Here is a 26,865-nt window from a genome sequence, read left to right as displayed (position 1 = left end):
CTGCTTTATACGTCTCGATCGATTCGCAGCCGGCCAGCCAGGGCAGCAGGGCAGACCCGGGAAAGAGGCGGCCGGCGGGGATCAAACAAGATTGGGACGGCGGCAGCGTTCGCCGAAATCGTTAATCAGGAGAATAGGTTATGAGTAAATCCGTGGCCGACGTCATGCAACTCGTCAAGGACGAAGACGTCAAGTTTGTCGACTTCCGCTTCACGGACACGCGCGGCAAGGAGCAGCACGTTTCGGTTCCGCTGTCGGCATTCGACGAAGACAAGTTCGAGTCGGGTCATGCGTTTGACGGTTCGTCGATCGCCGGCTGGAAGGGCATCGAAGCCTCGGACATGTTGCTCGTGCCGGACCCGAACACGGCCTTCATCGACCCGTTCTACGAAGAATCGACGCTCGTGCTGACCTGCGACGTGGTCGAGCCGGCCGACGGCAAGGGCTACGAGCGCGACCCGCGTTCGCTCGCCAAGCGCGCTGAAGCCTACCTGAAGAGCACGGGCCTCGGCGACACCGCCTTCTTCGGTCCGGAGCCGGAATTCTTCATTTTCGATTCGGTCCAGTGGAACACGGATCAATCGGGCTGCTTCGTGAAGATCGGCTCGGATGAAGCACCGTGGTCGTCGGGCCGCGAAATCGAAGGCGGCAACACGGGTCACCGTCCGGGCACGAAGGGCGGCTACTTCCCGGTCGCACCGGTCGACACGTTCCAGGACATCCGCTCGGAAATGTGTCTGCTGCTCGAGCAGATCGGCATTCCGGTCGAAGTGCACCACCACGAAGTGGCGGGCCAGGGCCAGAACGAAATCGGCACGAAGTTCTCGACGCTGGTTCAGCGCGCGGACTGGACGCAGCAACTGAAGTACATCGTCCACAACGTCGCGCACACGTACGGCAAGACGGCGACGTTCATGCCGAAGCCGGTCGTCGGCGACAACGGTTCGGGCATGCACGTTCACCAGTCGATCTGGAAGGACGGCCAAAACCTGTTCGCGGGCAACGGCTACGCCGGTCTGTCGGAATTCGCGCTGTTCTACATCGGCGGCATCATCAAGCACGCTCGCGCGCTGAACGCCATCACGAACCCGGGTACGAACTCGTACAAGCGTCTCGTTCCGCACTTCGAAGCGCCGGTCAAGCTCGCTTACTCGGCACGCAATCGTTCGGCATCGATCCGTATTCCGCACGTGTCGAACCCGAAGGGCCGCCGTATCGAAACGCGCTTCCCGGATCCGCTCGCCAACCCGTACCTGTGCTTCTCGGCACTGATGATGGCAGGTCTGGACGGCGTGCAGAACAAGATCCATCCGGGCGAAGCCGCCGACAAGAACCTGTACGACCTGCCGCCGGAAGAGGATGCAAAGATCCCGACCGTCTGCGCCGGCCTCGACCAGGCTCTCGAAGCGCTCGACAAGGATCGCGAGTTCCTGACGCGCGGTGGTGTGTTCACCGACGGCATGATCGACGCGTACCTCGCGCTGAAGGAAAGCGAACTGCAACGCGTGCGTATGACGACGCACCCGGTCGAGTTCGAACTGTACTACTCGCTGTAATTGGCGATGGCGCTTCGCTGCATGCTACACAGCGAAGCGCCGGTTCAGTTTCTTCGACTCGCAGGACGCGTGCGCGTTGGGTCTCCAAGGGACGGCGGTGCCGTCCCTTTTTCATTGGGACACCTGTCGCTCGTCGACGAGACGTATCGACCCGCTAGTTGACCAGCGTATTGACCAGAACTAACGACCAGGACCGTTGCTGGCGCGCCGCATGGCGTCCGGCCTGAAACATGGTGCTCAAGAATCTGATCAGGGCAAGAAAGGGCCACGCCGAACCGCTCTCCGACGACGCGCCGCTCGTCGAGTCGGGCCTGCTGCCCGGCTTCGAGGCGCTGCCCACGGTCGTGCTCGTGCTCGACAAGCGCACATTGCGCGTTGCCTTCGCGAATCCGTCGGCGGAGGCGATGCTCGATCTGTCGCGCCGTCAGCTCGCGCAGATGGGGTGGTCCGATCTCTTCTCGAATGCGGACGAGCTGCTTTCGACGATCGCGTCGATCGCCGAGCATCGCTTTCACGCGACGCGGCTCGACGCTTCGCTGGAACGCCCCGGACGCGAGCCGCTGAACGTGCATGTGGTCGTGGGCTTTCTCGAAAGCACGCCCGATTACGTGCTGCTCGAACTCTTCGAGAACGAGCGGCATCTGCGCAGCGACCGCGAGGAGCGTATTCACGACCTCACGGCCGTGAACAAGCATCTGATCCGCAATCTCGCGCACGAGATCAAGAATCCGCTCGGCGGTATTCGCGGCGCGGCGCAGTTGCTCGAATTCGAGCTCGGTGCGCTGGAGCGCGACGAGCTGCGCGAGTACACGCAGGTGATCATCAAGGAGTCGGACCGCCTGCAGACGCTCGTCGACCGGTTGCTGGAGCCGCACCGGCATCCGCATATCGTCGGCGACGTGAACATTCACGAAGTATGCGAGCGCGTGCGCGCCGTGATCCTCGCGGAGTTCCCGCGCGGCCTCACCATCGAGCGCGACTACGACGTGAGCGTGCCCGACCTGCGCGGCGACAAGGAGCAGTTGATCCAGGCACTGCTGAACATCGTGCGCAACGCGGCGCAGGCGCTGCGCGAACGCATTTCGCAGGGCGACGCGCGCATTGAATTGCGCACGCGCATTGCGCGCAAGGTCACGATTTCCAAACGCTTGTGCAAGCTGGCACTGGACTTGCATATCACTGACAACGGGCCCGGCATTCCCGAGGAGATTCGCGACCGCATCTTCTATCCGCTCGTCTCCGGACGCGAGGATGGCAGCGGTCTCGGCCTCACGCTCGCACAGACGTTCGTCCAGCAGCACGACGGATTGATCGAAGTGGATAGCCGGCCGGGACACACCGAGTTTCAGATACTGCTGCCGCTTGAAAGTTGAATCGATAGCTAGACCTGAATTGAGATTTACCGATACCGCACGCCACCAGGACTTCTGACCGAACTTATGAAGCCGATCTGGATAGTAGACGACGACCAATCGATACGCTGGGTGCTAGAAAAGGCCCTTGCCCGCGAGAACTTCGCTACCCGAAGCTTTTCGAACGTGCGCGAAGCCGCGAGCGCGCTCGATCACGACAGCCCGCAGGTGCTCGTCTCCGACATCCGCATGCCGGGCGGCTCGGGCCTCGAGCTGCTGCAAACCGTGCGTGAGCGCGTGCCGGGCTTGCCCGTCATCATCATGACGGCGTTCTCCGACCTCGACAGCGCCGTTGCCGCGTTTCAGGGCGGCGCGTTCGAGTATCTCGCCAAGCCGTTCGACGTCGACAAGGCCGTCGAGCTGATTCGCCGCGCCGTGGACGAAAGCATGCGGGGCGAGCAGCAGTGGGACGAGCGTCCCGCCGAAGCGCCCGAGATGCTCGGCCAGGCGCCGGCCATGCAGGACATGTTTCGCGCCATCGGGCGGCTTTCGCATTCGGCGGCTACCGTGCTCATCACCGGCGAGTCTGGCACCGGAAAGGAGCTTGTCGCGCGCGCCTTGCACCGACATAGCCCACGCGCGAACGGTCCGTTCATCGCGCTGAACACTGCGGCGATCCCGAAGGATCTTCTGGAATCCGAACTGTTCGGCCACGAGCGCGGTGCGTTCACCGGCGCGCAGGCCATGCGCCAGGGCCGCTTCGAGCAGGCCGAGAACGGCACGCTGTTCCTCGACGAAATCGGCGACATGCCGTTCGACCTGCAAACGCGCCTCTTGCGTGTGCTCTCCGATGGGCAGTTCTACCGCGTGGGCGGGCATAACCCGCTGCGTGCGAACGTGCGCGTGATCGCCGCGACGCATCAGAACCTCGAAACGCGTGTGCGCCAGGGGCTGTTCCGTGAGGACTTGTATCACCGCCTCAACGTGATTCGGCTGCGTTTGCCTGCGCTGCGCGAACGCAGCGAGGACATTCCGCTGCTCACGCGCCACTTCCTTCAGAAGAGCGCGCGCGAGCTGGGCGTGGAGCCCAAGCGCGTGTCGGACGAGGCGCTCGCGTGGATGTCGTCGCTACCGTTTCCCGGCAATGTGCGTCAGCTCGAGAATCTCGCGAATTGGCTCACCGTGATGGCGCCCGCGCAGACCATCGAGATCAAGGATCTGCCGCCTGACCTCGTGCCTGCGCACAGCTCGGCGGGAGCGGTGGTGCATCTCGCCGATGCTTCGGCCGCCTCCGAAGTGGGCGCGGCGGCCAATGGCGCGGGCGGCGTCTCGCCGGTTGCGGGCGCCGTGGCCGGCGCGGGCTTGCCCGGCGTGATCGGCGGCGTGGTGTTCGGCACGCCCGCGTTCGGTGCGTCCAACGGCGCCGTTGCCGCAGTCTCGGCGCTGAGCGTGTGGGAGAGCGGTCTGCGCACGGAAGTCGCGCGTCTGTTGCGCGAAAACAGCGCCGACGTCATGGACGAACTCTCGCGCCGCTTCGAGGCCGCCGTGATCCGCGAGGCGCTCGACTTCACGCGCGGGCGCAAGGTCGAGGCGGCCGAGCGTCTTGGCATCGGCCGCAACACCATCACGCGCAAGATCCAGGAACTCAATCTGGAATGAGCGCGTACTAGCTTGTGGCACCGGGCCGGTCTCGCGTCACGCGAGCCGGCCCGGCGCGCAGTGCATCGGCGCGCACACAGGGCATAATCGACGCTGTTTTCCTGTCGACGACCGATCATGCCCGTGACTTCTCCCTGGCCCACCGAGGCCGATCCGTTCCTTTCGCTCGAATCGCTCGACGACCCTGCCGTCATGGCCTGGGTCGAATCGCAGAATGCGCGCACGCGCGCCGCGTGGCAAGGTGGTGCGCGCTTCGAGGCGCTCGAGAAGCGCCTCGCGCAGGCCTACCTGCCGCGCGAGCGGCCCGTGATCCCGAGCCGCTGGCAGGAATGGGCCTACGATCTCTGGGAGGACGAAGACAATCCCAAGGGCCTGTGGCGCCGCGCGCTTTGGGCCGACTGGCGCGCCCACGAGCCGCAGTGGCAAACGCTCATCGACTTCGACGCGCTCGGCGCGAAAGAAGGCATGCCATGGGTGTGCGCCGGCATCGACATCCTCTACCCTGACGGCGACCGCGCGCTGATCCAGCTTTCCGATGGCGGCTCCGATGCGGTCATCGTGCGCGAGTTCGACATCGTGAAGCGCGAATTCCTCGACGATGGTTTCGCCATCGCGAAGGAAGGCAAGCACATCATTTCGTGGATCGATCGCGATACCGTGTACCTGGGATGGGACGCGGGCGGCAAGAGCGGCAAGAAGATGCTCACGCGCTCGGGCTATCCGCGCGAGGTGCGCCGCTGGACGCGCGGCACCGCGCTCGCCGACGCACCCGTGGTGTTCAGCGGCGAGTTCGACGACATCAGCGTGGAGGGCGACTACGATCCGGTCGAGAAGCGCCACGACGTGGTGCGCAGTGTCGACTTCTTCGATTCATACACCTATCGTCTCGATGAGCGCGGCGACTGGCAGGTGTACGACGTGCCTACGCATGTCTCGGTCGGCGCGTGGCACGGCTGGCTGCTGCTCGAGCCGCGCCTCGACTGGAGCGTTGCGGGCGTGACGTACAAGGGCGGTGCGTTGCTCGTGATCCGCGAAGACGCTTTCCTCGCGGGCGATCGCGCGTTCACGACGCTCTTCACGCCCACGCCGGTTACGTCGGCGTGCGACTGGACCAATACGCTCAACGTCTTGATCGTCTCCTGGCTCGATGATGTGGAAAGCCGCACGATGCTATGGCAGCCGCGGCAGGACGATGGCGCATGGCGCTGGGAGTCGCGCGTGTTTCCTGCGCGTGCGAGTTCGCAGGTGGATGTCTCGCCCATCGAAGACACGCTCAACGACGAGGTATTCGTCGATGTCGACGACTACTTGCTGCCGCCCGAATACTGGCTCGCCGATCTCGCGCAAACCGATCTCCAGCAGTGGGAATTGCTCGACCGCTGGCCCACACAGTTCGATTCCGGCCCGCTCGCGGTGATCCGCTCGCACGCGCGCTCGGCGGACGGCACGAGCGTCCCGTTTACCGTGATCGGCCCGAAGGCCGTACTCGAAGGCGAGTCGCGCAAGGCGTCGCCGTGTCTGCTCACGGGCTACGGCGGCTTCGCCATCGCGCTCACGCCGCAATACCTCGTCGGCTCGGGCATTGGCTGGCTGGAGCAGGGTGGCGTGGTGGCGATCGCGCATATTCGCGGCGGCGGCGAGTACGGCACCGCCTGGCACGTCGAGGCGCAGCGCGAGCATCGCCAGCGCTCGTTCGACGACTTCATCGCGGTGGCCGGGCAGTTGATCGCCGATGGCTACACGAGCGCCGCGCAACTGGGCATCAAGGGCGGCAGCAATGGCGGGCTCCTCGTGGGCGCGTGCATGGTGCAGCGCCCCGAGCTGTTCGGCGCCGTGGTGTGCGAGGTGCCGCTGCTCGACATGCAGCGCTACCCGCTGCTGCATGCGGGTGCGTCATGGATCGACGAATATGGCGATCCTGAGGATGCCGAAGAGTCGCGTGCGTTGGCCGCCTATTCGCCTTACCACCATGTGAAGCCCGGTGTCGTGTATCCGCCGTCGCTGTTCACGACTTCGACGAGCGACGACCGCGTGCACCCCTCACACGCGCGCAAGATGGTCGCGCGCATGGAGCAGCAGGGGCATGCGAATGTCTGGTATCTGGAGAACACTGAAGGCGGCCACGGCCCCGGCAGCGATTCGCTCGAGCGCGCGGAGTATGACGCGCTCGTTTATCGCTTTCTGTGGACTACGCTCGTAGGGAACTGGTAAGGCGCGCGTTTAGCCCGCGATATCGAGCGTGGCGATCACCGGCGTGTGATCGGAGGGTTGTTCCCATTTGCGCGGCACCTTGTCGACTTCACACGCGGTGAGGTGCCCGGCAAGCGCGGGCGAGAGCAGGATATGGTCGATGCGCAAGCCCGCGTTGCGGCGAAACGCGAACATGCGATAGTCCCACCACGTGAAGAGCTTTTCGGGCTGCTCGAACTGGCGGAACGCGTCGACGAAACCCAGTTCGATCAGGCGGCGAAACTGCGCGCGCTCTTCGGGCGAGACGAGGTTCTGGCCTTCCCAGGCCTTCGGATCGTGCACGTCGCGGTCTTCGGGCGCGATGTTGTAGTCGCCGAGCAGCGCGAGTTTCGGGTAGCGCTGCATCTCCTGCGCGAGCCAGTCGTGCATGGCGTCGAGCCATTGCAGCTTGTACGCGAACTTTTCGGTGCCGGGCGCCTGGCCGTTGGGGAAATACGCGCTCACCACGCGTACGTCGCCGATGGTCGTGGCGATCACGCGCTGCTGTGGATCTTCGAAGCCCGGAATGTTGCGCACGACCGTGGCCTCGTCGACGAACAGGCCTTCGCGCACGAGGATGCCCACGCCGTTATAGGTCTTCTGGCCCGCGAACCAGCTGCGATAGCCGTGCGCCTCGAGTTCGGCACGCGGGAACTTGTCGTCGGTGAGCTTGAGTTCCTGGAGGCAGAGCACGTCGGTCTTGCTCTCGTTGAGCCAGTCGATGACGTGCTGCAGACGGACCTTGAGGGAGTTGACGTTCCACGTTGCGATTTTCATGTGAGGCTCGATAGGGTGACGGTGTGCATTCGGTGCACTTGGCCGCCATTATCGCCTGCTTCGCCAGGCGGGCAACAGTTGCCTCACCATTGCTCGAGCCACGGCCGCAGATCGAGTTCGTGTGTCCACGCATCGCGCGGCTGCTGGTGCAGCGTCCAGTAGGCGTCGGCGATGTGCTCCGGGTTCAGGATGCCGTCGCGTTCCTTGAGCTTGTAGCGCTCAGGAAAATTCTCGCGGATGAACTCGGTATCGATCGCGCCATCGACAATGATCTGGCCGACGTGAATGCCCTGCGGTCCGAGTTCGCGCGCCATCGACTGGGCGAGGGCGCGCAGCGCGTGTTTTGCGCTTGCGAACGCCGCAAAACCCTCGCGCCCGCGCAGGCTCGCGGTGGCGCCCGTGAAGAAGATCGAACCGCGCTCGCGCGGCAGCATCACTTTTGCGGCTTCGCGACCCATCAAAAACCCGGCGAAGCAGGCCATTTCCCAGACCTTGTGATAGACGCGCGCCGTGGTTTCGGTAATGCCGAAGCGCACGTTCGCGCCGATATTGAAGATCGCCACCTCGATGGGCGCGATGCGCGTTTCGATGTCCGCGAACAGCGCGATCATGTCCTCTTCCTTGCGCGCGTCCGAGCCGAAGGCGTGTGCTTCGCCGCCCTCGGCTTCGATCTGCGCGACGAGCGGCGCGAGCTTGGCGGCGTTGCGACGCGTCACGCACGCAATGTAGCCTTCGCGTGCGAAGCGGCGCGCGATGGCGCCTCCGGTGGCGTCGCCTGCGCCGATTACCAATACGGCTTTCTTTTGCGTCATGGTGCTTGTCTCACTGTCGATTGCAGCGGCCCGGTTTCAGGTATCTTAGGACGTCGGCGCGCCCGGGCAAAGGTGCGCGAATTCACATAAGGGAGACACGATGGCTGACATCAAGGTGCAGTTTCTGTTCGACTTCGGCAGTCCTAACGCTTACCTGTGCCACAAGGTGATCGGCGGCATCGAAGCGCGCCGGCAGGTGCGTTTCGAGTATGTGCCGATCCTGCTTGGCGGCCTCTTCAAGCTGAGCGGCAATCGCTCGCCGGCCGAGGCGTTCGCGGACATCGAAAACAAGCGCAAGTTCATGATGCTCGAGATGCGGCGCTTCATAGAGCGGCATGGGCTGAGCGCTTATCGGCCCAATCCGCACTTCCCGGTGAATACATTGCAGATCATGCGCGGCGCGATTGCGGCGCAGCGCTTCGGCACGTTCGAGCGCTACGTGGACCGCATGTTCGCGCACATGTGGGAAGAGGGCCTCAAGATGGACGACCCCGCCGTGATCCGCGCGGCGCTGGAGGCGGACGGCCTCGATGCCACGGCATTCGAGACGGCGATTCAGGACGCCGATGTGAAAGCCGCGCTGCTTGCGAACACGCAGTCGGCGTTCGAGCGCGGCGCGTTCGGTTCGCCGACGTTCTTCGTCGGCGAGGAAATGTACTTCGGCAAGGATCAATTGCGCGACGTCGAAGAGGAAATCGCGCGCCTGAAGTCGCACGCGTAAAAGGCGTTGCATCACGAGGCGAGGCGGATGCGGCATGATCGCTCCCGCCTCGCGCTGCGCATCAGAGCGCGGCTTGTTCTACGGATCGTTGCTCGGCTAGCGGCGCGCTCACCACGCCGAGACGCACGCGCGCCGCCTCGTATTCGCGCTTCAAACGCGCGATGAGTTCAGCCGCCGGGACGATGCTCTTTACCGCGCCGATGCCCTGGCCCGAGCCCCAGATGTCCTTCCACGGCTTCACGCGCGTCGAGCCGAAATTCATCGCCGACGGATCCGACTGCGGCAGCGCCTCCGGATCGAGACCGCTCGCCACGATGCTCTGGCGCAGATAGTTGCCGTGCACGCCCGTGAAGAGATTCGAGTAGACGATATCGCCCGCGCCGCCTTCGACGATCATCTCCTTGTAGGCGTCGACGGCATTCGCTTCATGCGTGGCGATGAACGCCGAGCCGATATAGGCGAGATCGGCGCCCGCCGCCTGCGCCGCGAGAATCGCGTTGCCGTTGCCGATCGCGCCCGACAGCAGCAGCGGGCCGTCGAACCATTCGCGAATTTCGTGGATGAGGGCGAACGGCGAGAGTGTGCCCGCATGGCCGCCCGCGCCAGCGGCCACGGCGATCAGGCCGTCCGCGCCTTTCTCGATGGCCTTCTTGGCGAACGTGTTGTTGATCACGTCGTGCAGCACGATGCCGCCCCATGCGTGGATCGCGTGGTTGACCTCTTCGCGCGCGCCAAGCGACGTGATGACGATCGGCACCTTGTATTGGGCGCACACGCCGAGGTCGTGCTCGAGGCGGTCGTTCGACTTGTGCACGATCTGGTTGACCGCGAAAGGCGCCGCCGGGGCGTCAGGATGCTTCGCGTTGTACTCGGCGAGCTCGTTGGTGATGCGGTCGAGCCATTCGCCCAGCACGTGCTCGGGCCGCGCATTGAGCGCGGGGAACGAGCCGACGACGCCCGCCTTGCACTGGGCGATCACGAGATCGGGATTCGAAATGATGAAGAGGGGCGAGCCGACGACCGGAATCGACAGGCCGCGGCGCAGCACGGCGGGCAGGGACATCCATATCTCCTGGACTGGCGGGGCCGCCGGGTGCGGCTGCCCTCGCGTGATTCGATGCGCCGGCGTGCGCGCCGGCTGGCAGGTTCAAACATAGCAAAGCCGTCGAAACTATGCAACCAGTTGCATAGATGGAAAATTCGATCCGCAACAGATCCGGTATCGGGCGAGGCGTGGTTTAGAATCGCCGCATGTCGACGCCGCATGCCATCCTCATCGCCTTGCTGGAAAAGCCTTCGTCAGGCTACGACCTCGCGCGCCGCTTCGATCGCGCAATCGGCTACTTCTGGCACGCCACCCATCAGCAGATCTATCGCGAGTTGGGCCGCATGGTCGACGCGGGATGGGTGTCGGTCATCGAGGACGAGACGGCCGCCGCGTCGCGCAAGAAGGTGTATTGCGTATTGGCGGTCGGGCGGGACGAAGTGGCGCGCTGGGTGCGCGAGACCGCGCTCGACCTCGACTCGCGCAACGTGTTTCTGCTCAAGCTGCGCGCCGATGCCGTGATCGGGCCGCTTGGCCTCGCCGAGGAACTCGCGCGGCTCATCGAAGAAAATCGTGCACGGCTCGCGACGTATCGGGAGATCGAGCAGCGCGATTTCGGCGCGGCGTCGCTCACGCGCGGGCAGCAGTTGCAGTACGCGATCCTCAAGGCGGGCATTCATACGCAGGAGATGTGGCTTGCCTGGGCGGAAGAGGTGCGCACGCTGGTGGAACCTTTGCAGGCACAGTGATGTGCCAGGTTGTCCGAAGTAATTCCCGCTGTGTGATCGCCGGCTCGATGATGCCCGAACGCGTGATGTTTCAGTGATGTGAAAAAGACGCTTGACGGAGCGGTCTCTGCACCCTATAATTCTTTTCTCTGACGGACGCGGGGTGGAGCAGTCTGGCAGCTCGTCGGGCTCATAACCCGAAGGTCGTAGGTTCAAATCCTACCCCCGCAACCAAACGTCTGAAGCAGCAAGGCCTCGTGCCAATCAATGAACCCGCTCCAAGCGGGTTTTTTGTTTTCTGCGTCTCGAAGCAGCCACGAGCGTCATAGCGCTAAGCACCTGCCTCGCTTCCAATCGCCCAATCCACCGCAGCCTGCGCGTGCAACGCGGTCGTGTCGAACACCGGCAGGGCAGAATCGTTCTGCCCGATGAGCAGCGTGATTTCCGTGCAGCCGAGAATGACCGCCTGCGCGCCGCGTGCCGCGAGGTCATCGATCACGCGCTGATACACGCGCCGCGACTGCGCATCGACGTTGCCGTGACACAGCTCGTCGTAGATGATCCGATGCACGTCCGCGCGATCGTGTTCGTTCGGCACGATCGCTTCGATGCCGTGCGTCTCGCGCAATCGTCCCACGTAGAAGTCCTGTTCCATCGTGTAGCGCGTGCCGAGCAGGCCCGCGCGCCTGAAGCCCGCCGCGCGCAGCGCCTCGCCGGTCGGGTCCGCGATATGCAGGAAGGGGATCGAAATCGTCGCCTCGATTGCCGCGCGCACGCGGTGCATCGTGTTCGTCGCGAGCAGCACGATATCGGCGCCGCCGCGTTCGAGCTGCTGCGCTGCTTCGGCCATCTGCACGCCTAGCGCGGCCCAGTTGCCCGCGCGCTGGAGCGCTTCGACCTGCGCGAAGTCTACGGTCACCATCAGGCTGCGCGCGTTGTGATGGCCGCCCAGACGCGCCTTGGCGTGGCGGTTCAGCAGCCGGTAATACTCGGCCGACGATTCCCAACTCATCCCCCCAATCACCCCGATTGTCTTCATCGATTCGTTCCTCACGCTCGTGGCCTGTTCAGTCCGCACGAGTATAGGCCCGCGCAGCCAGCAGTCCAGAGACGGTCCGGCCGATCCGAAGCGGTACGGGAGCCGACAAAGGGCGCGGACACTTGTCTTGAAAATAATACTGTGTTTTTGTACAGTATCGGGACCGTGACCTCGCCTTCTTCCGACCTCGCGCCGCCGCCTGCACCCGACCCGGGGCGCACCGCCGCCGCACTTGCCGCCGCCGGTCGCAAGATCATCCATTGCGACTGCGACTGCTTCTATGCGTCGGTCGAAATGCGCGACGACCCCTCTTTGCGCGGCCGTCCGCTCGCGGTGGGCGGCCGGCCCGACCAGCGCGGCGTGATCGCCACCTGCAACTACGATGCGCGGCGCTTCGGCATTCATTCGGCGATGTCCTCGGCGCTCGCCATGCGCAAGTGCCCCGAGCTCTTGATCCTGCCCACGGCGATGGAGAAGTACCGCACCGCCTCGCGCGCGATCATGGCGATCTACCGGGACTACACGCCCGACGTCGAACCGCTCTCGCTCGACGAAGCCTATCTCGACGTCACGCGCGCCTCGCGCTGCAAAGGCAGCGCCACGCTGATCGCCGAGGAAATACGCGCGCGCGTGCGCGAAACCGTGGGCGTGACGGTATCGGCCGGCGTCGCGCCGAACAAATTCATCGCCAAGATCGCCTCGGACTGGAACAAGCCCGATGGCCTCTTCGTCGTGCGGCCGCCTGAAGTCGATGCCTTCATCGCTGCACTGCCCGTACGCAAGATTCACGGCGTCGGCAAGGTCACGGCAGCGAAGCTCGAAAACCTCGGGCTCACCACGTGCGCGCAACTGCGCACATGGTCGCTGTTCGATCTGCATCGGCATTTCGGCGTGTTCGGCAAGCGGCTCTACGAACTCGCGCGCGGCCTGGACGACCGGCCCGTGCGCGCCGATCAGGAGCGCAAGTCGGTGAGCGTCGAGACGACCTACGTGGACGATCTGCTCACGCTCGAAGCGTGCAGCGAGGAGCTGAAGCGTCTTGCAGTGCAGCTCGACGCGCGCATCGAACGCGCGGGTTGCGCGCACGCCGTGCGCAAGCTCTTCGTGAAGATCCGCTTCGCCGACTTCCAGCGCACGACGGTCGAGTGTGTGGCCAGTTCCACCGATGTGCGCACCCTGCTGCTGATGCTCGAAAAGGGGCTCGCGCGACGCAAGCTGGCGGTGCGGCTGCTCGGCGTGGGCGTGCGGCTCGAAGAGGAGAGCCCGGCGTTGCGCGGGCAGTTCGCGCTTTTCGACGACGACCCAGCGGAAGACGATGGCCCGAACGCGCTCGTGTGACGCCTTCGCGTGGAGGGGGGCCACGCCGCTGGCGGCGCCATTCTGGCGCCGATAGAATCGACGCGAGCCGAAACGAAAGCGCCACGCCACCACGCCAGAACAAGGAGCCGCAGATGGACCTGATCATTCGCCGCGCGGTGCTCGCGCATGCGCATCCCGCCGGGTATCCCACGGTGGATATCGGCATCGAGGCGGGGCGCATTACCGCGGTGGAGCCGCACCTCGCGACCGCGGCGCGCGAGGAGATCGACGCCGCGGGTGCGCTCGTGAGTGCGCCGTTCGTCGATGCGCATTTCCACATGGACGCCACGCTCTCGTACGGCCTGCCGCGCGTGAATGCGTCGGGCACGCTGCTGGAGGGCATCGCGCTGTGGGGCGAGCTCAAGCCGCATCTCACGCAGGAGGCGCTCGTCGAGCGCGCGCTGCAGTACTGCGACTGGGCTGTCGCGCGCGGGCTTCTCGCGATCCGCTCGCACGTCGACGTGTGCGATGCACGGCTACTCGCGGTCGAAGCGCTGCTCGAAGTGAAGCGCCGCGTCGCGTCGTATCTCGATCTCCAACTCGTGGCGTTTCCGCAGGATGGTGTATTGCGCAGCCCCGGTGCGTTCGACAATCTCAAGCGCGCGATCGCGATGGGGGTGGACGTGGTGGGCGGCATTCCCCACTTCGAGCGCACGATGGCCGACGGCGCCGAATCGGTGCGCCTGCTCTGCGAGTTCGCCGCCGAAAAGGGACTGCGCGTGGACATGCATTGCGACGAATCCGACGACCCGCTCTCGCGCCACATCGAAACGCTCGCGGCGCAAACGCACCGGTTGGGCCTGCATGGGCGCGTAGCCGGCTCGCATCTCACGTCGATGCATTCGATGGACAACTACTACGTGAGCAAGCTGATCCCGCTCATGCGCGAGTCGGGTGTCGCGGCGATCGCGAATCCGCTCATCAATATCACGCTGCAAGGGCGCGCCGATACCTATCCGAAGCGCCGCGGCATGACGCGCGTGCCCGAGTTGATGGCGGCAGGCGTGACCGTCGCGTTCGGCCATGACTGCGTGATGGACCCGTGGTACAGCTTCGGCTCGGGCGACATGCTCGAAGTCGCGCACATGGGCCTGCACGTCGCGCAAATGACGGGCACCGAGGCCTCGCGCGCCTCGTTCGACGCGGTGACCGTGAATGCCGCGACGATCCTCGGCCTCGAAGGCTACGGCGTGGCGCCCGGTTGCGCGGCGAATCTCGTGGTGCTCGACGCGCGCGATCCCATCGAGGCGATCCGGCTGCGCGCGGCGCGGCTCGCGGTCGTGAGCCGGGGCAGGGTGGTGAGCCGGCAACCCGCGCAGCGCGCGGCGCTTGCACTCGAAGGTCGGCCGCCAAGCGTCGATTTCAGGCTGTATCGATAAAACGCGGGGCAATAAAAAACCGCGTATGGGTTCCACACCCATGCGCGGTTTTAGTTCGGATCGCTTACGAGCGAGTCACGCGTTCACTGCTGTGCCGGCGGCTGCTCCATGCCGTTGTGGCGCAGCAGCGCGTCGATGTTCGGCTCGCGGCCGCGGAAGGCCTTGAACGATTCCATCGCCGGGCGGCTGCCGCCCACTTCCAGAATTTCCTTGCGGTAGCGCGTGCCGGTCGCTTCGTCGAGCACGCTCGACTTCGCGGCCTGCGCGGCTTCCTCGAAGGCCGCATAGGCATCGGCGGAAAGCACTTCGGCCCACTTGTAGCTGTAATAGCCGGCCGCGTAGCCGCCCGCGAAGATGTGGCTGAACGTGTTCGGCCAGCGCGAGAACGATGCCTGCGGAATGACGTGGTAGCGCTCGTTGATCTCGCGTGCGAGGTCGTTCGCGCTCTTGCCCTTCGAAGCGTCGAAGTCCACGTGCAGCGCCATGTCGAACATCGAGAACACGATCTGGCGCAGCGTGCCGAGACCGCTCTGGAAGTTCTTCGCGGCGAGCATCTTGTCGAAGAGTTCGCGCGGCAGCGGCCTGGCGGTTTCGACGTGCGAGCTCATTTCGCGCACTACGTCCCATTCCCAGCAGAAGTTTTCCATGAACTGCGAGGGCAATTCGACGGCATCCCACTCCACGCCGTTGATGCCCGACACGCCCAGTTCGTCCACACGCGTGAGCATGTGGTGCAGGCCGTGACCGAACTCGTGGAAGAGCGTAATGACTTCGTCGTGCGTGAAGCACGCGGGGCGGCCGCCGACCGGCGCCGAGAAGTTGCACGTGAGATACGCGACGGGCGTTTGCACGTCGTTGCCTTCGAGCTTGCGGCGCGAGCGGGCGTCGTCCATCCATGCGCCGCCGCGCTTGCCTTCGCGTGCATAGAGGTCGAGATAAAACTGCGCGACGAGCGTGCCGTCCGCGTTTTCCACGCGGAAGAAACGCACATCGGGATTCCACACCGGCGCGCTGTCCGGGCGGATGCGCACGCCAAAGAGCGTTTCCGTGACCTTGAAGAGGCCCTGCAGCACGAAGTCTTCCGGGAAGTACTGCTTCACTTCATTTTCCGAGAACGAGTAGCGCTTCTGGCGCAGACGCTCGGCGGCGAATGCCATGTCCCACGGCTCGATCTGCGTGAGGCCCAGTTCACTCGCGGCGAACTCGCGCAGCTCTTCCCAGTCCTTTTCGGCGTGCGGGCGCGCGCGCGTGGCGAGGTCTTCGAGGAAGCTCATCACCTGAGCCGGCGTTTCCGCCATCTTCGGCGTGAGCGAGACTTCGGCGAAGTTGTCGTAGCCGAGCATCTTCGCTTCTTCGGCGCGCAGCTTCAGTTGCTCCTCGATGATCGCCGTGTTGTCCCATTCGGCCTTGCCGCCGCCGTAGACGGGGCCAAGCTCGGACGCGCGTGTGACGTAGGCGCGGTACATCGTCTCGCGCATCGCGCGGTTTTCCGAGTACTGCAGCACCGGGAAGTACGAGGGGAAGTGCAGCGTGAACTTCCAGCCTTCCTTGTTCTCGCGCTCGGCGGCTTCGCGCGCGGCGGCGATCACGTCCTCGGGCAGGCCCGCGAGGTCGGCTTCATTCGTGGCATAGAACGCGTAGCCATTGGTCGCGTCGAGCACGTGGTCGGAGAAGGCTTTGGCGAGCGCGGCCTGGCGCTCCTGCAGCTCGGCGAAGCGCGGCTTCTGGTCTTCGGGCAGTTCCGCCCCGGAGAGGCGGAAGTCGCGCAGCGAGTTGTCGAGGATCTTCTTGCGCTCGCCCGAGAGCAGCTCGAACGAGTTGTGATTCGTAATGGCCTTGTACTTCTTGAAGAGCTCGAGATTCTGGCCGACGCTCGACCAGAATTCGGTCACGCGCGGCAGGTTCTCGCCGTGGGCGGCGCGCAGCTCCGGCGTGTCGGCGACGGCGTTCAGGTGGCCGACCACGCCCCAGGCGCGCGAAAGCGGCTCGCTGGCGCGCTCGACCGGCTCGACCACGTCGCTCCATTGCGCGGGCGTCATGGGTTGCGCGGCGCGCTCGACCGCGGCCTTCGCGTTCGCGAGCAGGACGTCGAGCGCGGGCGTCACGTGTTCGGGGCGGATTTCGCCAAAGCGCGGCAGTCCGGTGAAGTCGAGGAGCGGATTGTCGGAGGGGGTAGTAGCCATGATGCTTCCTGTTCCTGTCTGTCGCGGGTTAGTGGACCGGGGCGCGGCATGCGCGCGCCCGATAGCCAGAGTATTGGGGCGCCAGGCGCGCTTTCCAACCGGGTTATCCGAGCAAATTAACAGATGTCGGGGGGCGGTGCCGCAATCGCGGCTGCACTCGTTCAGGCGGGCGGCGCCGCAAAAAGAAAGCGGCCCGTGGTGGGCCGCTTCGGGAACGTCATGCCGCGACGCGTCGTCGCGTGCTGCTTACGCGCCTGCCGCGCGCTCTGCGGCTTCGATCGTGTTCACGAGGAGCATCGTGATGGTCATCGGGCCGACGCCGCCCGGCACCGGCGTGATGAAGCCGGCCACGTCCTTCAGGCCCGCAAAATCGACGTCGCCGCAGAGCTTGCCGTTGTCGTCGCGATTCATGCCCACGTCGATCACGGTCGCGCCGGGCTTGACCATGTCGGCGCTCAGCACGTTGCGCTTGCCCACCGCGGCGACCACGATGTCGGCGTCGCGCGTGTGCTTCGCGAGGTCGCGCGTCTTGCTGTGGCAGATCGTGACCGTCGCGCCCTTTTCGAGCAGCAGGAGCGCCATCGGCTTGCCGACGATGTTCGAGCGGCCGATCACCACGGCGTTCGCGCCTTCGAGCGGGATCTCGTATTCCTCGAACATCTTCATCACGCCATAGGGCGTGCAGGGGCGAAAGAGCGGCTGGCCCGTCATGAGCGCGCCCGCGTTGGCGACGTGAAAGCCGTCCACGTCCTTCTCGGGCGCGATGGCTTCGATCACCTTGTGGCTGTCGATGTGCTTCGGCAGCGGCAACTGCACGAGAATGCCGTTGATTTTCGGGTCGCGGTTCAACTCGTCGATGCGCTTGAGCAGGTCGGCTTCGGAAAGCGAGTCGGGATAGCGGTCGTACGACGAGTAGAGGCCGTTGTCCTCGCAGGCCTTGACCTTGTTGCGCACGTAGACCTCGCTTGCCGGATTGTCGCCGACCAGCACGACGGCGAGTCCCGGCTGATGGCCGCGGGCGGTGAGGGCGGCGGCGCGCGTAGCGACTTGCGCGCGCAGTTTCCTGGAGAGGGCGTTGCCGTCGATGATAGTGGCAGTCATGGTCGGTCGGGGTCGAGAGTGGGCTATGCGGGCTCGTGTGGGCGCGAGCGCTGGCGCGCGTGGGGCGGGCGCCATTCGAAGGGCGATATTATACCCGCGCAGCGGCCGTGCTCCTGCCTGAACGGACGATGGGGGGTGGAAAGAGGGTCGCGGCGAGACGCCGGCGGCAGCATGCGCGCGCCGTGGGTGCGCATGCATGCTGCCGGAGAAAGACGTGCTTACCGCTGCGCTTGTTGCGGCTTGTTGGAGAGCGCGAGTCGCAGCAGGTCGGCGACCGTGTTGACGTTGAGCTTCTCCATGATGTTGGCGCGGTGCGCCTCCACCGTCTTGATGCTGATCCCGAGGTCGTCGGCGATCTGCTTGTTCAGGCGGCCCGCGATGATGCGCTCGAGCACCTGGTGTTCGCGCGCCGTGAGCTTGCCGAGGCGTTCGGCGGCCGCGCGCTGTTGCTGCACGTTGGTGCTTTCGTTGCGCGCCTTGTCGAGCATGCGCTCCACCAGCTTGCGCAGCTCGGCTTCGTCGAAGGGCTTCTCGATGAAGTCCATCGCGCCCTTCTTCATGGTCGAAACGGCCATCGGCACGTCGCCGTGGCCCGTCACGAAGATGATCGGCAGCGAGGCGTTTTCGGCGATCAGACGTTCCTGCAGTTCGAGGCCGCTCATGCCTTGCATGCGCACGTCGAGAATCATGCAGGCGATTTGCCCGGCCTGTTGCGCCGGCTGGTACGCCTCGAGGAACTCCTCCGCGCTGTTGAAACACTGGACGCGGTAGCCGTTCGCTTCGAGGAGCCAACGCAGGGAATCTCGTACGGCCTCGTCGTCATCGACAACAAAGACGGTTTCCTGGGTGGTGACTGGGCTGTTCATGGCTCTCCCGTAACGGTTTGTGGAGTCGGTTCGTCGGTGTTCCGCGAGGGGGTGTCCGATTCGCCGATAGGCAGACTGCAATGGAACGTTGCGCCGCTGATGTGGCCGTCGGATTCGACGTTGTTGACCACCCAGAGACGCCCGCGGTGCGATTCGATGATGGAACGGCAGATGTTCAGGCCCATGCCCATGCCGTCCGACTTGGTGCTGTAGAAGGGTTCGAAGAGACGCTCGGCCGTGGCTTCGTCGACGCCGGGGCCCTGATCGACCACGCTGATGCAGACGTTGCCGCCTTCGCGCTTCACGATCACGCGGATCACCGGGTCGATCGCATTCGGGCGCGCTTCGGCCATGGCTTCCGCGGCGTTCTTCAAGAGGTTGACGAGCACCTGTTCGATCAGCACCGGATCGACGTAGATCACGGGCATGCGCGAGCGCATGTCGGTCACGATGCGGATGCGGCGCTTGCGCGCCTCGATCTCGGCGAGGCCCACCGCGTCGGCGACGATGTCGGCTACGCGCGTGGCCTGCCGCTTGGGCTCGGAGCGTTTCACAAACTCGCGGATGCGCTTGATGATCATGCCCGCGCGCACGGCTTGCTGCGCCGTTTTCTCGAGCACGGGCAGCAGGTTGTCGGGCGCGGCACGGCCCGACTTCACGAGCGCGACGGTGCCCGAGGCATAGTTGTTGATCGCGGCGAGCGGCTGGTTCAGCTCGTGCGCCAGCGACGAGGCCATTTCGCCCATCGTCATCAGGCGGCTCGTGAACTGGAGCTTTTCGTCCTGCTGGCGAGCCAGTTCCTGCGCCTGCTTGCGCGTGGTGATGTCGGTCGCGATCTGCATCTGCGCGAGGTGGCCGTCCACCCACTGGATGTACTGACGGCGCACTTCGAACCACTTCTGGATGCTCTCGACATAGACCTCCTGCGCGTCCGCCGTGCTCTCGGTGAGCGCGGTGGCGGGCAGGCCGGCGAAGGCGTCGACCATGTCGATCGAATCGGAAGAGGCGCTCGCCGAATCGAAGCCGCCGCCGCCCGCGAGTTCCAGATGGCCGTCCGGGCGGATGCCGAAGAGGTGGCGGTAGTAGCGGTTCGCAAACAACAGTTCGGCTTCGTCGGCGGCGAGCACCGAGACGGCGGCGTCGAGGCTTTCCAGCACGGTGGTGAAGCGCTCGTGCGCGGCGGCGAGTTCTTCGCGGGCGCGCTTGGGCTCCGTGATGTCGGTCATCGACGACATCCAGCCAGTCTGGCGGCCCGAGCTGTCGATGAGCGGCGAGACATAGAGGCGCGCATGGAACTGCGAGCCGTCCTTGCGGCGCACGCGCAGTTCGAACCCCGAGGAGGGCGCCTTGCCACGCAGCGTCATGTCGAGCTGGCGCTGCATTTCGGGGTAGGCGTCGCGCGGCCAGTAGGGGAACGGTGCGTTCTTGCCCACGAGGTCGCTTTCGTCCCAGCCGGTCATGCGGCAGAACGCCGGGTTCACGTGCGTGATGCGGCCGTGCATGTCGAGCACGCGCATGCCGATCAGCACCGAGTTTTCCATCGCGCGGCGGAAGAACGCCTCCGCATAGAGCGCCTGCTGTGCCTCGAAGCGCTGGCGCGTGTGCTTCCAGAGGCTCCAGAGGCTCCACAGCACGAAGCACGACAGCCCCGCGACCAGCCACACGAGCGTGTTATTCGTGAAGTTGGTCATCTGCGGATACGAGTACACGCGTACCGACACGCCCTGGCCGGGCGGATCGAGCGGCAGGTCGTAATAGACGTCGCGCGGCAGGCGCGGCCGGGTCGAGGTGGTGGCGAGCTCGCGGTTGTTCGCGTCGAGGATCGAAATCTTGTACTTGGCCGACAGCTCAGATGGAATGTCGTGCTTCAGGATGCCTTCGACCGAAAACACGGCCGCGATCGACCCAAGAAATTCACGATCGCGGTATACCGGCGTTTGCAGCGTGATGTAGCCGTTACCGACGTCGTCGTAAATAAGCGGCGAATACACCTGGCGGCGCGTGGCGCGCGCCTCGGCGAAAGCGGCCTTCACGGCCTCGTCCATTTGCGCGTCGTTGGGCTTCGCGAGGCGCTGGCCGAAGACCGGCATCGCCGTGTTGGGCCAGCGCGGCGCCTCCTGGCTCGTGTACCAGTTGAGATAGAGGATCTCCGGATGGCCCTGCATGATGTCCGTGGTGGACGTCTGGAAATACTGCGGATCGCTGTGGCCCGCGGCGAGGTCGCGAGCGAGCGCCTGCAGCTGCTCCTGCGCGCCTGTCATGGATAGCCGGATCTGCTGCTGGGCCCATGCGACGTTGCGGTAGAGCGTGTCTTCCTGCTGCTGTTGCTCGCGGCGGTTCAGGCTCCACAAGATCAGGCTCATGACGATCAGGAACACGAGGATCGACAGGAGCGGCGTCAGCAAATAGGAATTCGACCACCAGGGTCCGTGGTGCCAGCGAGACGGCGACGACTCGCCGGGCGTTCCGGGCGGCCGCGCCGAGCGTGCGAAAAGCCGTTCGGTCAACATGGCAAGGATTGTAGCTCAGCGTAAGACACGGAAATGCCGCGAAAAAAGGCGTAAATCGCCGATAAACAGGTGCAAACTGGCCGTTATCGGCTCAAGGGCGCGAACGATTAAGCGTGCGCTGCAGCAATTTTTCGCATTATAAAATCGCATCTCGCAATTCGAAAATTTTGTTGCGCGATGGTCAGGGGGGTCATTACAATCGCCCCGAAGCTGCTGCGGTTGGCCCGGTCACGTCTTAAGCGTTGCCGCCCGCATGGTCCGATCAACAGCGTTCCCCTATATTCAGGAGACGAGCATGTCCGCTGTACCCGACGAAGTCCTCAAGTACGTTGCCGCCGACAAGGACGAGGATCCCCAGGAAACCGCCGAATGGCTTGAAGCGCTGGACGGCGTCATTTCGACTGTCGGCCCTGATCGCGCCCACTACCTGATCGAAAAGCAGATCGAATTCGCCCGTGTGCACGGCGAGCATCTGCCGTTCTCGGCGAACACGCCGTACATCAACACGATCCCCGTCGCCAACCAGGCCAGGAACCCGGGCGACCAGGATATCGAACACCGCATCCGCTCGTACACGCGCTGGAACGCCATGGCCATGGTGCTGCGCGCGGGCAAGCACACGAACGTGGGCGGCCACATCGCTTCGTTCGCATCGGCGGCCACGCTCTATGACGTCGGCTACAACCACTTCTGGCGCGCACCTTCCGCCGAGCATGGCGGCGACCTCGTGTTCGTGCAGGGCCACTCGTCGCCGGGCGTCTACTCGCGCGCGTTCCTGCTCGGCCGCCTGACCGAAAAGCAGCTCGACAACTTCCGCCAGGAAGTGGGCGGCGAGGGCATCTCGTCGTACCCGCACCCGTGGCTCATGCCGGACTTCTGGCAGTTCCCGACCGTCTCGATGGGTCTCGGCCCGATCATGGCGATCTACCAGGCGCGCTTCATGAAGTACCTGCAGGCGCGCGGCATTGCCAAGACCGACGGCCGCAAGGTCTGGGCCTTCCTCGGCGACGGCGAAACGGACGAGCCGGAATCGCTCGGCGCGATCGGCATGGCCGGCCGCGAGCGTCTGGACAACCTCGTGTTCGTCATCAACTGCAACCTGCAGCGCCTCGACGGCCCGGTGCGCGGTAACGGCAAGATCATCCAGGAACTCGAAAGCGAGTTCCGCGGCGCCGGCTGGAACGTCGTCAAGGTCATCTGGGGCAGCCGCTGGGACGCGCTCTTCGCACGCGACAAGTCGGGCGCGCTGATGCGCCGCATGATGGAAGTGGTCGACGGCGAGTACCAGACGTACAAGTCGGAGTCGGGCGCGTTCGTGCGCGAGCACTTCTTCAATACGCCGGAACTGAAGGCGCTGGTCGCCGACTGGTCCGACGACGACATCTGGAACCTGAACCGCGGCGGCCATGACCCGCACAAGATCTACGCGGCATTCCACGAAGCTTCGAACTCGAAGGGCCAGCCGACCGTCATCCTCGCGAAGACGATCAAGGGCTACGGCATGGGCGAAGCCGGCCAGGCCATGAACATCACCCACCAGCAGAAGAAGATGCAGGTGGATCAGCTCAAGAAGTTCCGCGACCAGTTCCGCCTGCCGATCACGGACGAGCAGATCGTCGACGTGCCGTACCTCACGTTCGAAGAAGGCTCGAAGGAACTCGAGTACATGCGCCAGAAGCGCATGGACCTCGGCGGTTATCTCCCGGCTCGCCGCCAGAAGGCCGAGTCGCTGCCGGTGCCGGCGCTCGACGCATTCGAGCCGCTGCTCAAGGGCACGGGCGAAGGCCGCGAGATCTCCACGACGATGGCGTTCGTGCGGATCCTGAACATCCTGTTGAAGGACAAGGCGCTCGGCAAGCGCGTCGTGCCGATCGTGCCGGACGAGTCGCGTACGTTCGGTATGGAAGGCCTGTTCCGCCAGATCGGCATCTGGAATCAGCAAGGCCAGAAGTACGTGCCGGAAGATTCCGACCAGCTGATGTTCTACAAGGAATCGGAAAGCGGTCAGATCCTGCAGGAAGGCATCAACGAAGCCGGCGGCATGTCGGACTGGATCGCAGCTGCGACGTCGTACTCGACGCACGGCGAGATCATGATCCCGTTCTACATCTTCTACTCGATGTTCGGCTTCCAGCGTATCGGCGACCTGGCCTGGGCCGCAGGCGACATGCGTTCGCGCGGCTTCCTGCTGGGCGGCACGGCGGGCCGTACGACGCTCAACGGCGAAGGTCTGCAGCACGAAGACGGCCACTCGCTCCTGTGGGCGGCTTCGGTGCCGAACTGCGTGAGCTACGACCCGACGTTCGGCTATGAACTCGCGGTCATCATGCAGGACGGTCTGCGCCGCATGGTGCAGGACCAGGAAGACGTGTTCTATTACGTCACGGTGATGAACGAGAACTACGAGCACCCGGCGATTCCGCAGGGCGAGAGCGTGGCGGCCGACATCATCAAGGGCATGTACTCGTTCCGCAAGGCCGACGCGAACGCCAAGGCGCCGCGCGTTCAGCTGATGGGCGCGGGCACGATCTTCAACGAAGTGATCGCGGCCGCTGACCTGCTGAAGAACGACTGGGGCGTCGAAGCCGATCTCTGGAGCGTGCCGAGCTTCACCGAACTCGCTCGCGAAGGTCATGAAGTCGAGCGCTGGAACCTGCTGCACCCGAGCGAGCCGCGCCGCGAATCGCACGTCGAGAAGCTGCTCAAGGACACGCAAGGTCCGATCATCGCTTCGACCGACTACGTGCGTGCGCTGGTCGACCAGATCCGCGGTCTGGTGCCGCGCAAGTTCGTGGTGCTCGGCACCGACGGCTTCGGCCGTTCGGACACGCGTGAGAAGCTGCGTCACTTCTTCGAAGTCGATCGTTACTGGACCACGGTTGCAGCGCTCAATGCGCTCGCAGACGAAGGCAAGATCGAGCGCAAGGTGGTTGGCGAGGCGATCGCCAAGTACAACCTCGATCCGTCCAAACCCAACCCGATGACCGTCTAACCCATCACCCCAGTGCATGGCATGTGCGCCTCCCCGAAGCGGGGAGGCGTGTCGTATGCGGCCCCGGAGACACTAACAATGAGTCAAGCGATCGAAGTCAAGGTGCCGGACATCGGCGATTACAAGGACATTCCTGTGATCGAGGTGCTGGTGAAGGCGGGCGATACCGTCGAAAAAGAGCAGTCCCTCATCACGCTCGAGTCGGACAAGGCGACCATGGACGTGCCGAGCCCGGCGTCGGGCACGGTCAAGGAAGTGAAGGTCAAGGTCGGCGATAACGTGTCGGAAGGCTCGCTCGTGCTGGTGCTGGACGGCGCCGGTGCAGGCGCTGCGCCCGCCGCTCCCGCGCCCGCCGCGAAGGCAGAAAAGGCCGCTCCTGCCGCCGCGCCCGCGCAGGCGGCTGCGCCGGCCCCCGCTGCAGCGCCCGCCGCAAGCGGCGGCGTGCAGTCGGTCAAGGTCCCCGACATCGGCGACTACAAGGACGTACCGGTCATCGAGATCGGCGTGAAGGTCGGCGACCGCGTCGAGAAGGAGCAGTCGCTCGTCACGCTCGAATCGGACAAGGCGACGATGGACGTGCCGAGCCCCGTGGCCGGCGTCGTCAAGGAAATCAAGGTCAAGGTCGGTGACAACGTGTCGGAAGGCACCGAGATCGTCGTCGTCGAAGCAGAAGGCGCCGTGGCACCCGCCGCCGCACCGGCTGCGAAGCACGTCGAAGAGCCGTCGGACGCGCCCCAGCAAGCGCCGGCCAAGGCTGCCGCCGCAGCGCCTTCGGCACTCGCGCAGGCGCCGATCATTCCGGCAGGCGAAGGCGGCTCGAGCCGTCCGAGCCATGCCTCGCCGTCCGTGCGCAAGTTCGCGCGCGAACTCGGCGTGGACGTTGCCCGTGTCACGGGTACGGGTCCGAAGGGCCGCATCACCCAGGACGACGTCACCGCGTTCGTGAAGGGCGTGATGACGGGCGCGCTCGCAGCGCCGGCCGGCGCCGCAGCCGCACCGGCTGCGGGCGGCGCGGGCCTGAACCTGCTGCCGTGGCCGAAGGTCGACTTCACGAAGTTCGGCCCGATCGACACGCAGCCGCTGTCGCGCATCAAGAAGATCTCCGGCGCGAACCTGCACCGCAACTGGGTCATGATCCCGCACGTCACGAACAACGACGAAGCGGACATCACCGACCTCGAAGCGCTGCGCGTGCAGTTGAACAAGGAAAACGAGAAGGCGGGCGTGAAGTTCACGATGCTCGCGTTCGTCATCAAGGCCTGCGTCGCGGCGCTCAAGAAGTTCCCGGCGTTCAATGCGAGCCTCGACGGCGACAACCTCGTCTTCAAGCAGTACTACCACATCGGTTTTGCCGCCGACACGCCGAACGGCCTCGTCGTTCCGGTGATCCGCGACGCGGACAAGAAGGGCCTCGTCGACATTGCCAAGGAAATGGCCGAGCTCTCGAAGCTCGCGCGCGAAGGCAAGCTCAAGCCGGACCAGATGCAAGGCGGCTGCTTCTCGATTTCGTCGCTCGGCGGCATCGGCGGCACGCATTTCACGCCGATCATCAACGCACCGGAAGTGGCGATCCTCGGCCTGTCGAAGAGCGCGATGAAGCCGGTGTGGGACGGCAAGCAGTTCGTGCCGCGCCTCACGCTGCCGCTGTCGCTCTCGTACGATCACCGCGTGATCGACGGTGCAGCGGCCGCGCGCTTCAACGCGTACCTCGCTTCGATCCTCGGCGATTTCCGCCGCGTGATTCTGTAAAACCGATTTGACCGGCACGCGCTAACGCGCCGCACGTCCACGACGTGCGCGCTGCGGCAGGCGCGGCCGGTCATCCTTTAGGGGTAGGGGACACCATGAGTCTCGTCGAAGTGAAAGTGCCGGATATCGGCGACTTCAAGGACATCGACGTCATCGAAGTCAATATCAAGGCGGGCGATGTCATCGAGAAGGAGCAGACGCTGCTCTCGCTCGAGTCGGACAAGGCCACGATGGAAGTGCCCAGCGACGTCGCGGGCACCGTCAAGGAAGTGAAGATCAAAGCCGGCGACAAGGCTTCGCAGGGCACGGTGATCGCGCTGGTCGAGGCGTCGGAAGGCGCAGCGGCGCCGGCTCCGAAGGCTGAAGCGCCCAAGGCTGCCGAAACACCGAAGGCGGCTGAAGCACCGAAGACCGCAGAAGTTTCGAAAACCGCGGCCCCGCAAGCCGGCAGCTTCGGCGGCAGCGCCGATGTCGAATGCGACATGCTCGTGCTCGGCGCGGGCCCCGGCGGCTACTCGGCGGCGTTCCGCTCCGCCGACCTCGGCATGAAGACCGTGCTGGTCGAGCGTTATTCGACGCTCGGCGGCGTGTGCCTGAACGTGGGCTGCATCCCGTCGAAGGCGCTGCTGCACACGGCGCTCGTGATCGACGAAGCTGAAGCGCTCGGCTCGCACGGCATCACGTTCGGCAAGCCGCAAATCGACCTGGACCGCCTGCGCGACTTCAAGTCGGGCGTCGTCAAGAAGCTGACGGGCGGCCTCGCCGGCATGGCGAAGGCGCGCAAGGTCGAAGTCGTGACGGGCGTGGG

The 26,865-nt window shown here is 64.9% G+C and carries 19 protein-coding genes, 1 tRNA gene and 1 pseudogene; 13 read left to right on the top strand and 8 right to left on the bottom strand.

Annotated features, from left to right (window positions below):
* The first annotated feature begins 140 nt into the window (after positions 1-140).
* From glnA to AB4Y43_RS21165, 4 genes are all read left to right on the top strand, one after another.
* Positions 141-1,556: a type I glutamate--ammonia ligase gene (gene glnA / locus AB4Y43_RS21180; protein ID WP_042264808.1), complete on the top strand. Its 1,416-nt coding sequence runs from the start codon at positions 141-143 to the stop codon at positions 1,554-1,556.
* A gap of 230 nt (positions 1,557-1,786) precedes the next feature.
* Positions 1,787-2,929, top strand: coding sequence for a nitrogen regulation protein NR(II) (gene glnL / locus AB4Y43_RS21175; protein ID WP_069268150.1), 1,143 nt, complete (start codon positions 1,787-1,789; stop codon positions 2,927-2,929).
* 66 nt (positions 2,930-2,995) lie between these two features.
* Complete coding sequence (gene ntrC, locus AB4Y43_RS21170; RefSeq protein ID WP_342945909.1) at positions 2,996-4,567, top strand: nitrogen regulation protein NR(I); 1,572 nt, start codon at positions 2,996-2,998, stop codon at positions 4,565-4,567.
* Positions 4,568-4,684: 117 nt separating this feature from the next.
* Positions 4,685-6,778 (top strand): prolyl oligopeptidase family protein, encoded by a 2,094-nt coding sequence (locus tag AB4Y43_RS21165; RefSeq protein ID WP_368728713.1) that lies wholly within the window; start codon positions 4,685-4,687, stop codon positions 6,776-6,778.
* A 9-nt stretch (positions 6,779-6,787) separates the two neighbouring features.
* On the opposite strand, the gene xth is transcribed toward AB4Y43_RS21165, so the two are convergent.
* Positions 6,788-7,573: an exodeoxyribonuclease III gene (xth, locus tag AB4Y43_RS21160; RefSeq protein ID WP_368606283.1), complete on the bottom strand. Its 786-nt coding sequence runs from the start codon at positions 7,571-7,573 to the stop codon at positions 6,788-6,790.
* 83 nt (positions 7,574-7,656) lie between these two features.
* The gene (locus AB4Y43_RS21155; protein WP_342945906.1) at positions 7,657-8,385 is read right to left on the bottom strand and encodes an SDR family oxidoreductase; all 729 of its coding nucleotides are present in this window, start codon (positions 8,383-8,385) and stop codon (positions 7,657-7,659) included.
* Between the two features lie 100 nt (positions 8,386-8,485).
* Here AB4Y43_RS21155 and AB4Y43_RS21150 point away from each other — a divergent pair, with 100 nt between their 5' ends.
* Entirely contained in the window at positions 8,486-9,106 is a 621-nt protein-coding gene (locus AB4Y43_RS21150; protein WP_342945905.1) for a 2-hydroxychromene-2-carboxylate isomerase, read from the top strand.
* A 61-nt stretch (positions 9,107-9,167) separates the two neighbouring features.
* Here the strand turns inward: AB4Y43_RS21150 and AB4Y43_RS21145 are convergent, their stop codons facing one another.
* The gene (locus AB4Y43_RS21145; RefSeq protein ID WP_342945904.1) at positions 9,168-10,169 is read right to left on the bottom strand and encodes a nitronate monooxygenase family protein; all 1,002 of its coding nucleotides are present in this window, start codon (positions 10,167-10,169) and stop codon (positions 9,168-9,170) included.
* A gap of 188 nt (positions 10,170-10,357) precedes the next feature.
* On the opposite strand from AB4Y43_RS21145, the gene AB4Y43_RS21140 reads away from it, so the two are divergent.
* On the top strand, positions 10,358-10,900 hold the full coding sequence (locus AB4Y43_RS21140; protein WP_342945903.1) for a PadR family transcriptional regulator: 543 nt from the start codon (positions 10,358-10,360) through the stop codon (positions 10,898-10,900).
* A gap of 136 nt (positions 10,901-11,036) precedes the next feature.
* Positions 11,037-11,113: transfer RNA gene (locus AB4Y43_RS21135), tRNA-Met, on the top strand.
* Positions 11,114-11,210: 97 nt separating this feature from the next.
* Here the strand turns inward: AB4Y43_RS21135 and AB4Y43_RS21130 are convergent.
* Positions 11,211-11,918, bottom strand: a complete 708-nt coding sequence (locus AB4Y43_RS21130) for an aspartate/glutamate racemase family protein (protein ID WP_368728712.1) — start codon at positions 11,916-11,918, stop codon at positions 11,211-11,213.
* Between the two features lie 141 nt (positions 11,919-12,059).
* Here AB4Y43_RS21130 and dinB point away from each other — a divergent pair, with 141 nt between their 5' ends.
* Positions 12,060-13,256: a DNA polymerase IV gene (gene dinB, locus AB4Y43_RS21125; RefSeq protein ID WP_368728711.1), complete on the top strand. Its 1,197-nt coding sequence runs from the start codon at positions 12,060-12,062 to the stop codon at positions 13,254-13,256.
* A 113-nt stretch (positions 13,257-13,369) separates the two neighbouring features.
* Positions 13,370-14,656, top strand: coding sequence for an amidohydrolase family protein (locus tag AB4Y43_RS21120; protein WP_368617688.1), 1,287 nt, complete (start codon positions 13,370-13,372; stop codon positions 14,654-14,656).
* An 83-nt stretch (positions 14,657-14,739) separates the two neighbouring features.
* Here the strand turns inward: AB4Y43_RS21120 and AB4Y43_RS21115 are convergent, their stop codons facing one another.
* The 4 genes from AB4Y43_RS21115 to fixL form a co-directional block, all read right to left on the bottom strand.
* Positions 14,740-16,839 (bottom strand): M3 family metallopeptidase, encoded by a 2,100-nt coding sequence (locus AB4Y43_RS21115; RefSeq protein ID WP_368617687.1) that lies wholly within the window; start codon positions 16,837-16,839, stop codon positions 14,740-14,742.
* Positions 16,840-17,085: 246 nt separating this feature from the next.
* Positions 17,086-17,940, bottom strand: a complete 855-nt coding sequence (gene folD, locus AB4Y43_RS21110) for a bifunctional methylenetetrahydrofolate dehydrogenase/methenyltetrahydrofolate cyclohydrolase FolD (protein WP_342945898.1) — start codon at positions 17,938-17,940, stop codon at positions 17,086-17,088.
* A gap of 218 nt (positions 17,941-18,158) precedes the next feature.
* Positions 18,159-18,806 carry an oxygen response regulator transcription factor FixJ gene (gene fixJ / locus AB4Y43_RS21105; protein ID WP_368728710.1) on the bottom strand — a complete coding sequence of 216 codons (648 nt, stop codon included), beginning with the start codon at positions 18,804-18,806 and terminating at the stop codon, positions 18,159-18,161.
* Positions 18,803-21,316, bottom strand: a complete 2,514-nt coding sequence (fixL, locus tag AB4Y43_RS21100) for an oxygen sensor histidine kinase FixL (RefSeq protein WP_368606274.1) — start codon at positions 21,314-21,316, stop codon at positions 18,803-18,805. The genes fixJ and fixL overlap by 4 nt, the downstream gene beginning before the upstream one ends.
* On the opposite strand from fixL, the pseudogene AB4Y43_RS21095 reads away from it, so the two are divergent.
* From AB4Y43_RS21095 to AB4Y43_RS21080, 4 genes and pseudogenes are all read left to right on the top strand, one after another.
* Positions 21,236-21,458 (top strand): annotated as a pseudogene (locus AB4Y43_RS21095) (hypothetical protein). The gene fixL and the pseudogene AB4Y43_RS21095 sit on opposite strands and share 81 nt — an antisense overlap.
* 153 nt (positions 21,459-21,611) lie before the next feature.
* Positions 21,612-24,308, top strand: a complete 2,697-nt coding sequence (gene aceE / locus AB4Y43_RS21090; protein WP_368728709.1) for a pyruvate dehydrogenase (acetyl-transferring), homodimeric type — start codon at positions 21,612-21,614, stop codon at positions 24,306-24,308.
* Positions 24,309-24,386: 78 nt separating this feature from the next.
* Positions 24,387-26,057 (top strand): dihydrolipoyllysine-residue acetyltransferase, encoded by a 1,671-nt coding sequence (gene aceF, locus AB4Y43_RS21085; protein WP_368610259.1) that lies wholly within the window; start codon positions 24,387-24,389, stop codon positions 26,055-26,057.
* Positions 26,058-26,152: 95 nt separating this feature from the next.
* The coding region (locus AB4Y43_RS21080; RefSeq protein WP_368728708.1) for a biotin/lipoyl-containing protein at positions 26,153-26,865 on the top strand (713 nt) is incomplete at its 3' end.

It is taken from the genome of Paraburkholderia sp. BR10872, assembly GCF_040965835.1.
Taxonomy (GTDB): Bacteria; Pseudomonadota; Gammaproteobacteria; order Burkholderiales; family Burkholderiaceae; genus Paraburkholderia; species Paraburkholderia nodosa_A.
The sequence above is the reverse complement of the archived record's forward strand: the minus strand, read 5'-3'. Positions and strand labels throughout refer to the sequence as shown.

Coding starts and splice junctions, on each gene's coding strand:
- glnA (WP_042264808.1), top strand. CDS start 141: ATGAGTAAATCCGTGGCCGACGTCATGCAACTCGTCAAGGACGAAGAC.
- glnL (WP_069268150.1), top strand. CDS start 1,787: ATGGTGCTCAAGAATCTGATCAGGGCAAGAAAGGGCCACGCCGAACCG.
- ntrC (WP_342945909.1), top strand. CDS start 2,996: ATGAAGCCGATCTGGATAGTAGACGACGACCAATCGATACGCTGGGTG.
- AB4Y43_RS21165 (WP_368728713.1), top strand. CDS start 4,685: ATGCCCGTGACTTCTCCCTGGCCCACCGAGGCCGATCCGTTCCTTTCG.
- xth (WP_368606283.1), bottom strand. CDS start 7,573: ATGAAAATCGCAACGTGGAACGTCAACTCCCTCAAGGTCCGTCTGCAG.
- AB4Y43_RS21155 (WP_342945906.1), bottom strand. CDS start 8,385: ATGACGCAAAAGAAAGCCGTATTGGTAATCGGCGCAGGCGACGCCACC.
- AB4Y43_RS21150 (WP_342945905.1), top strand. CDS start 8,486: ATGGCTGACATCAAGGTGCAGTTTCTGTTCGACTTCGGCAGTCCTAAC.
- AB4Y43_RS21145 (WP_342945904.1), bottom strand. CDS start 10,169: ATGTCCCTGCCCGCCGTGCTGCGCCGCGGCCTGTCGATTCCGGTCGTC.
- AB4Y43_RS21140 (WP_342945903.1), top strand. CDS start 10,358: ATGTCGACGCCGCATGCCATCCTCATCGCCTTGCTGGAAAAGCCTTCG.
- AB4Y43_RS21130 (WP_368728712.1), bottom strand. CDS start 11,918: ATGAAGACAATCGGGGTGATTGGGGGGATGAGTTGGGAATCGTCGGCC.
- AB4Y43_RS21120 (WP_368617688.1), top strand. CDS start 13,370: ATGGACCTGATCATTCGCCGCGCGGTGCTCGCGCATGCGCATCCCGCC.
- AB4Y43_RS21115 (WP_368617687.1), bottom strand. CDS start 16,839: ATGGCTACTACCCCCTCCGACAATCCGCTCCTCGACTTCACCGGACTG.
- folD (WP_342945898.1), bottom strand. CDS start 17,940: ATGACTGCCACTATCATCGACGGCAACGCCCTCTCCAGGAAACTGCGC.
- fixJ (WP_368728710.1), bottom strand. CDS start 18,806: ATGAACAGCCCAGTCACCACCCAGGAAACCGTCTTTGTTGTCGATGAC.
- fixL (WP_368606274.1), bottom strand. CDS start 21,316: ATGTTGACCGAACGGCTTTTCGCACGCTCGGCGCGGCCGCCCGGAACG.
- aceE (WP_368728709.1), top strand. CDS start 21,612: ATGTCCGCTGTACCCGACGAAGTCCTCAAGTACGTTGCCGCCGACAAG.
- aceF (WP_368610259.1), top strand. CDS start 24,387: ATGAGTCAAGCGATCGAAGTCAAGGTGCCGGACATCGGCGATTACAAG.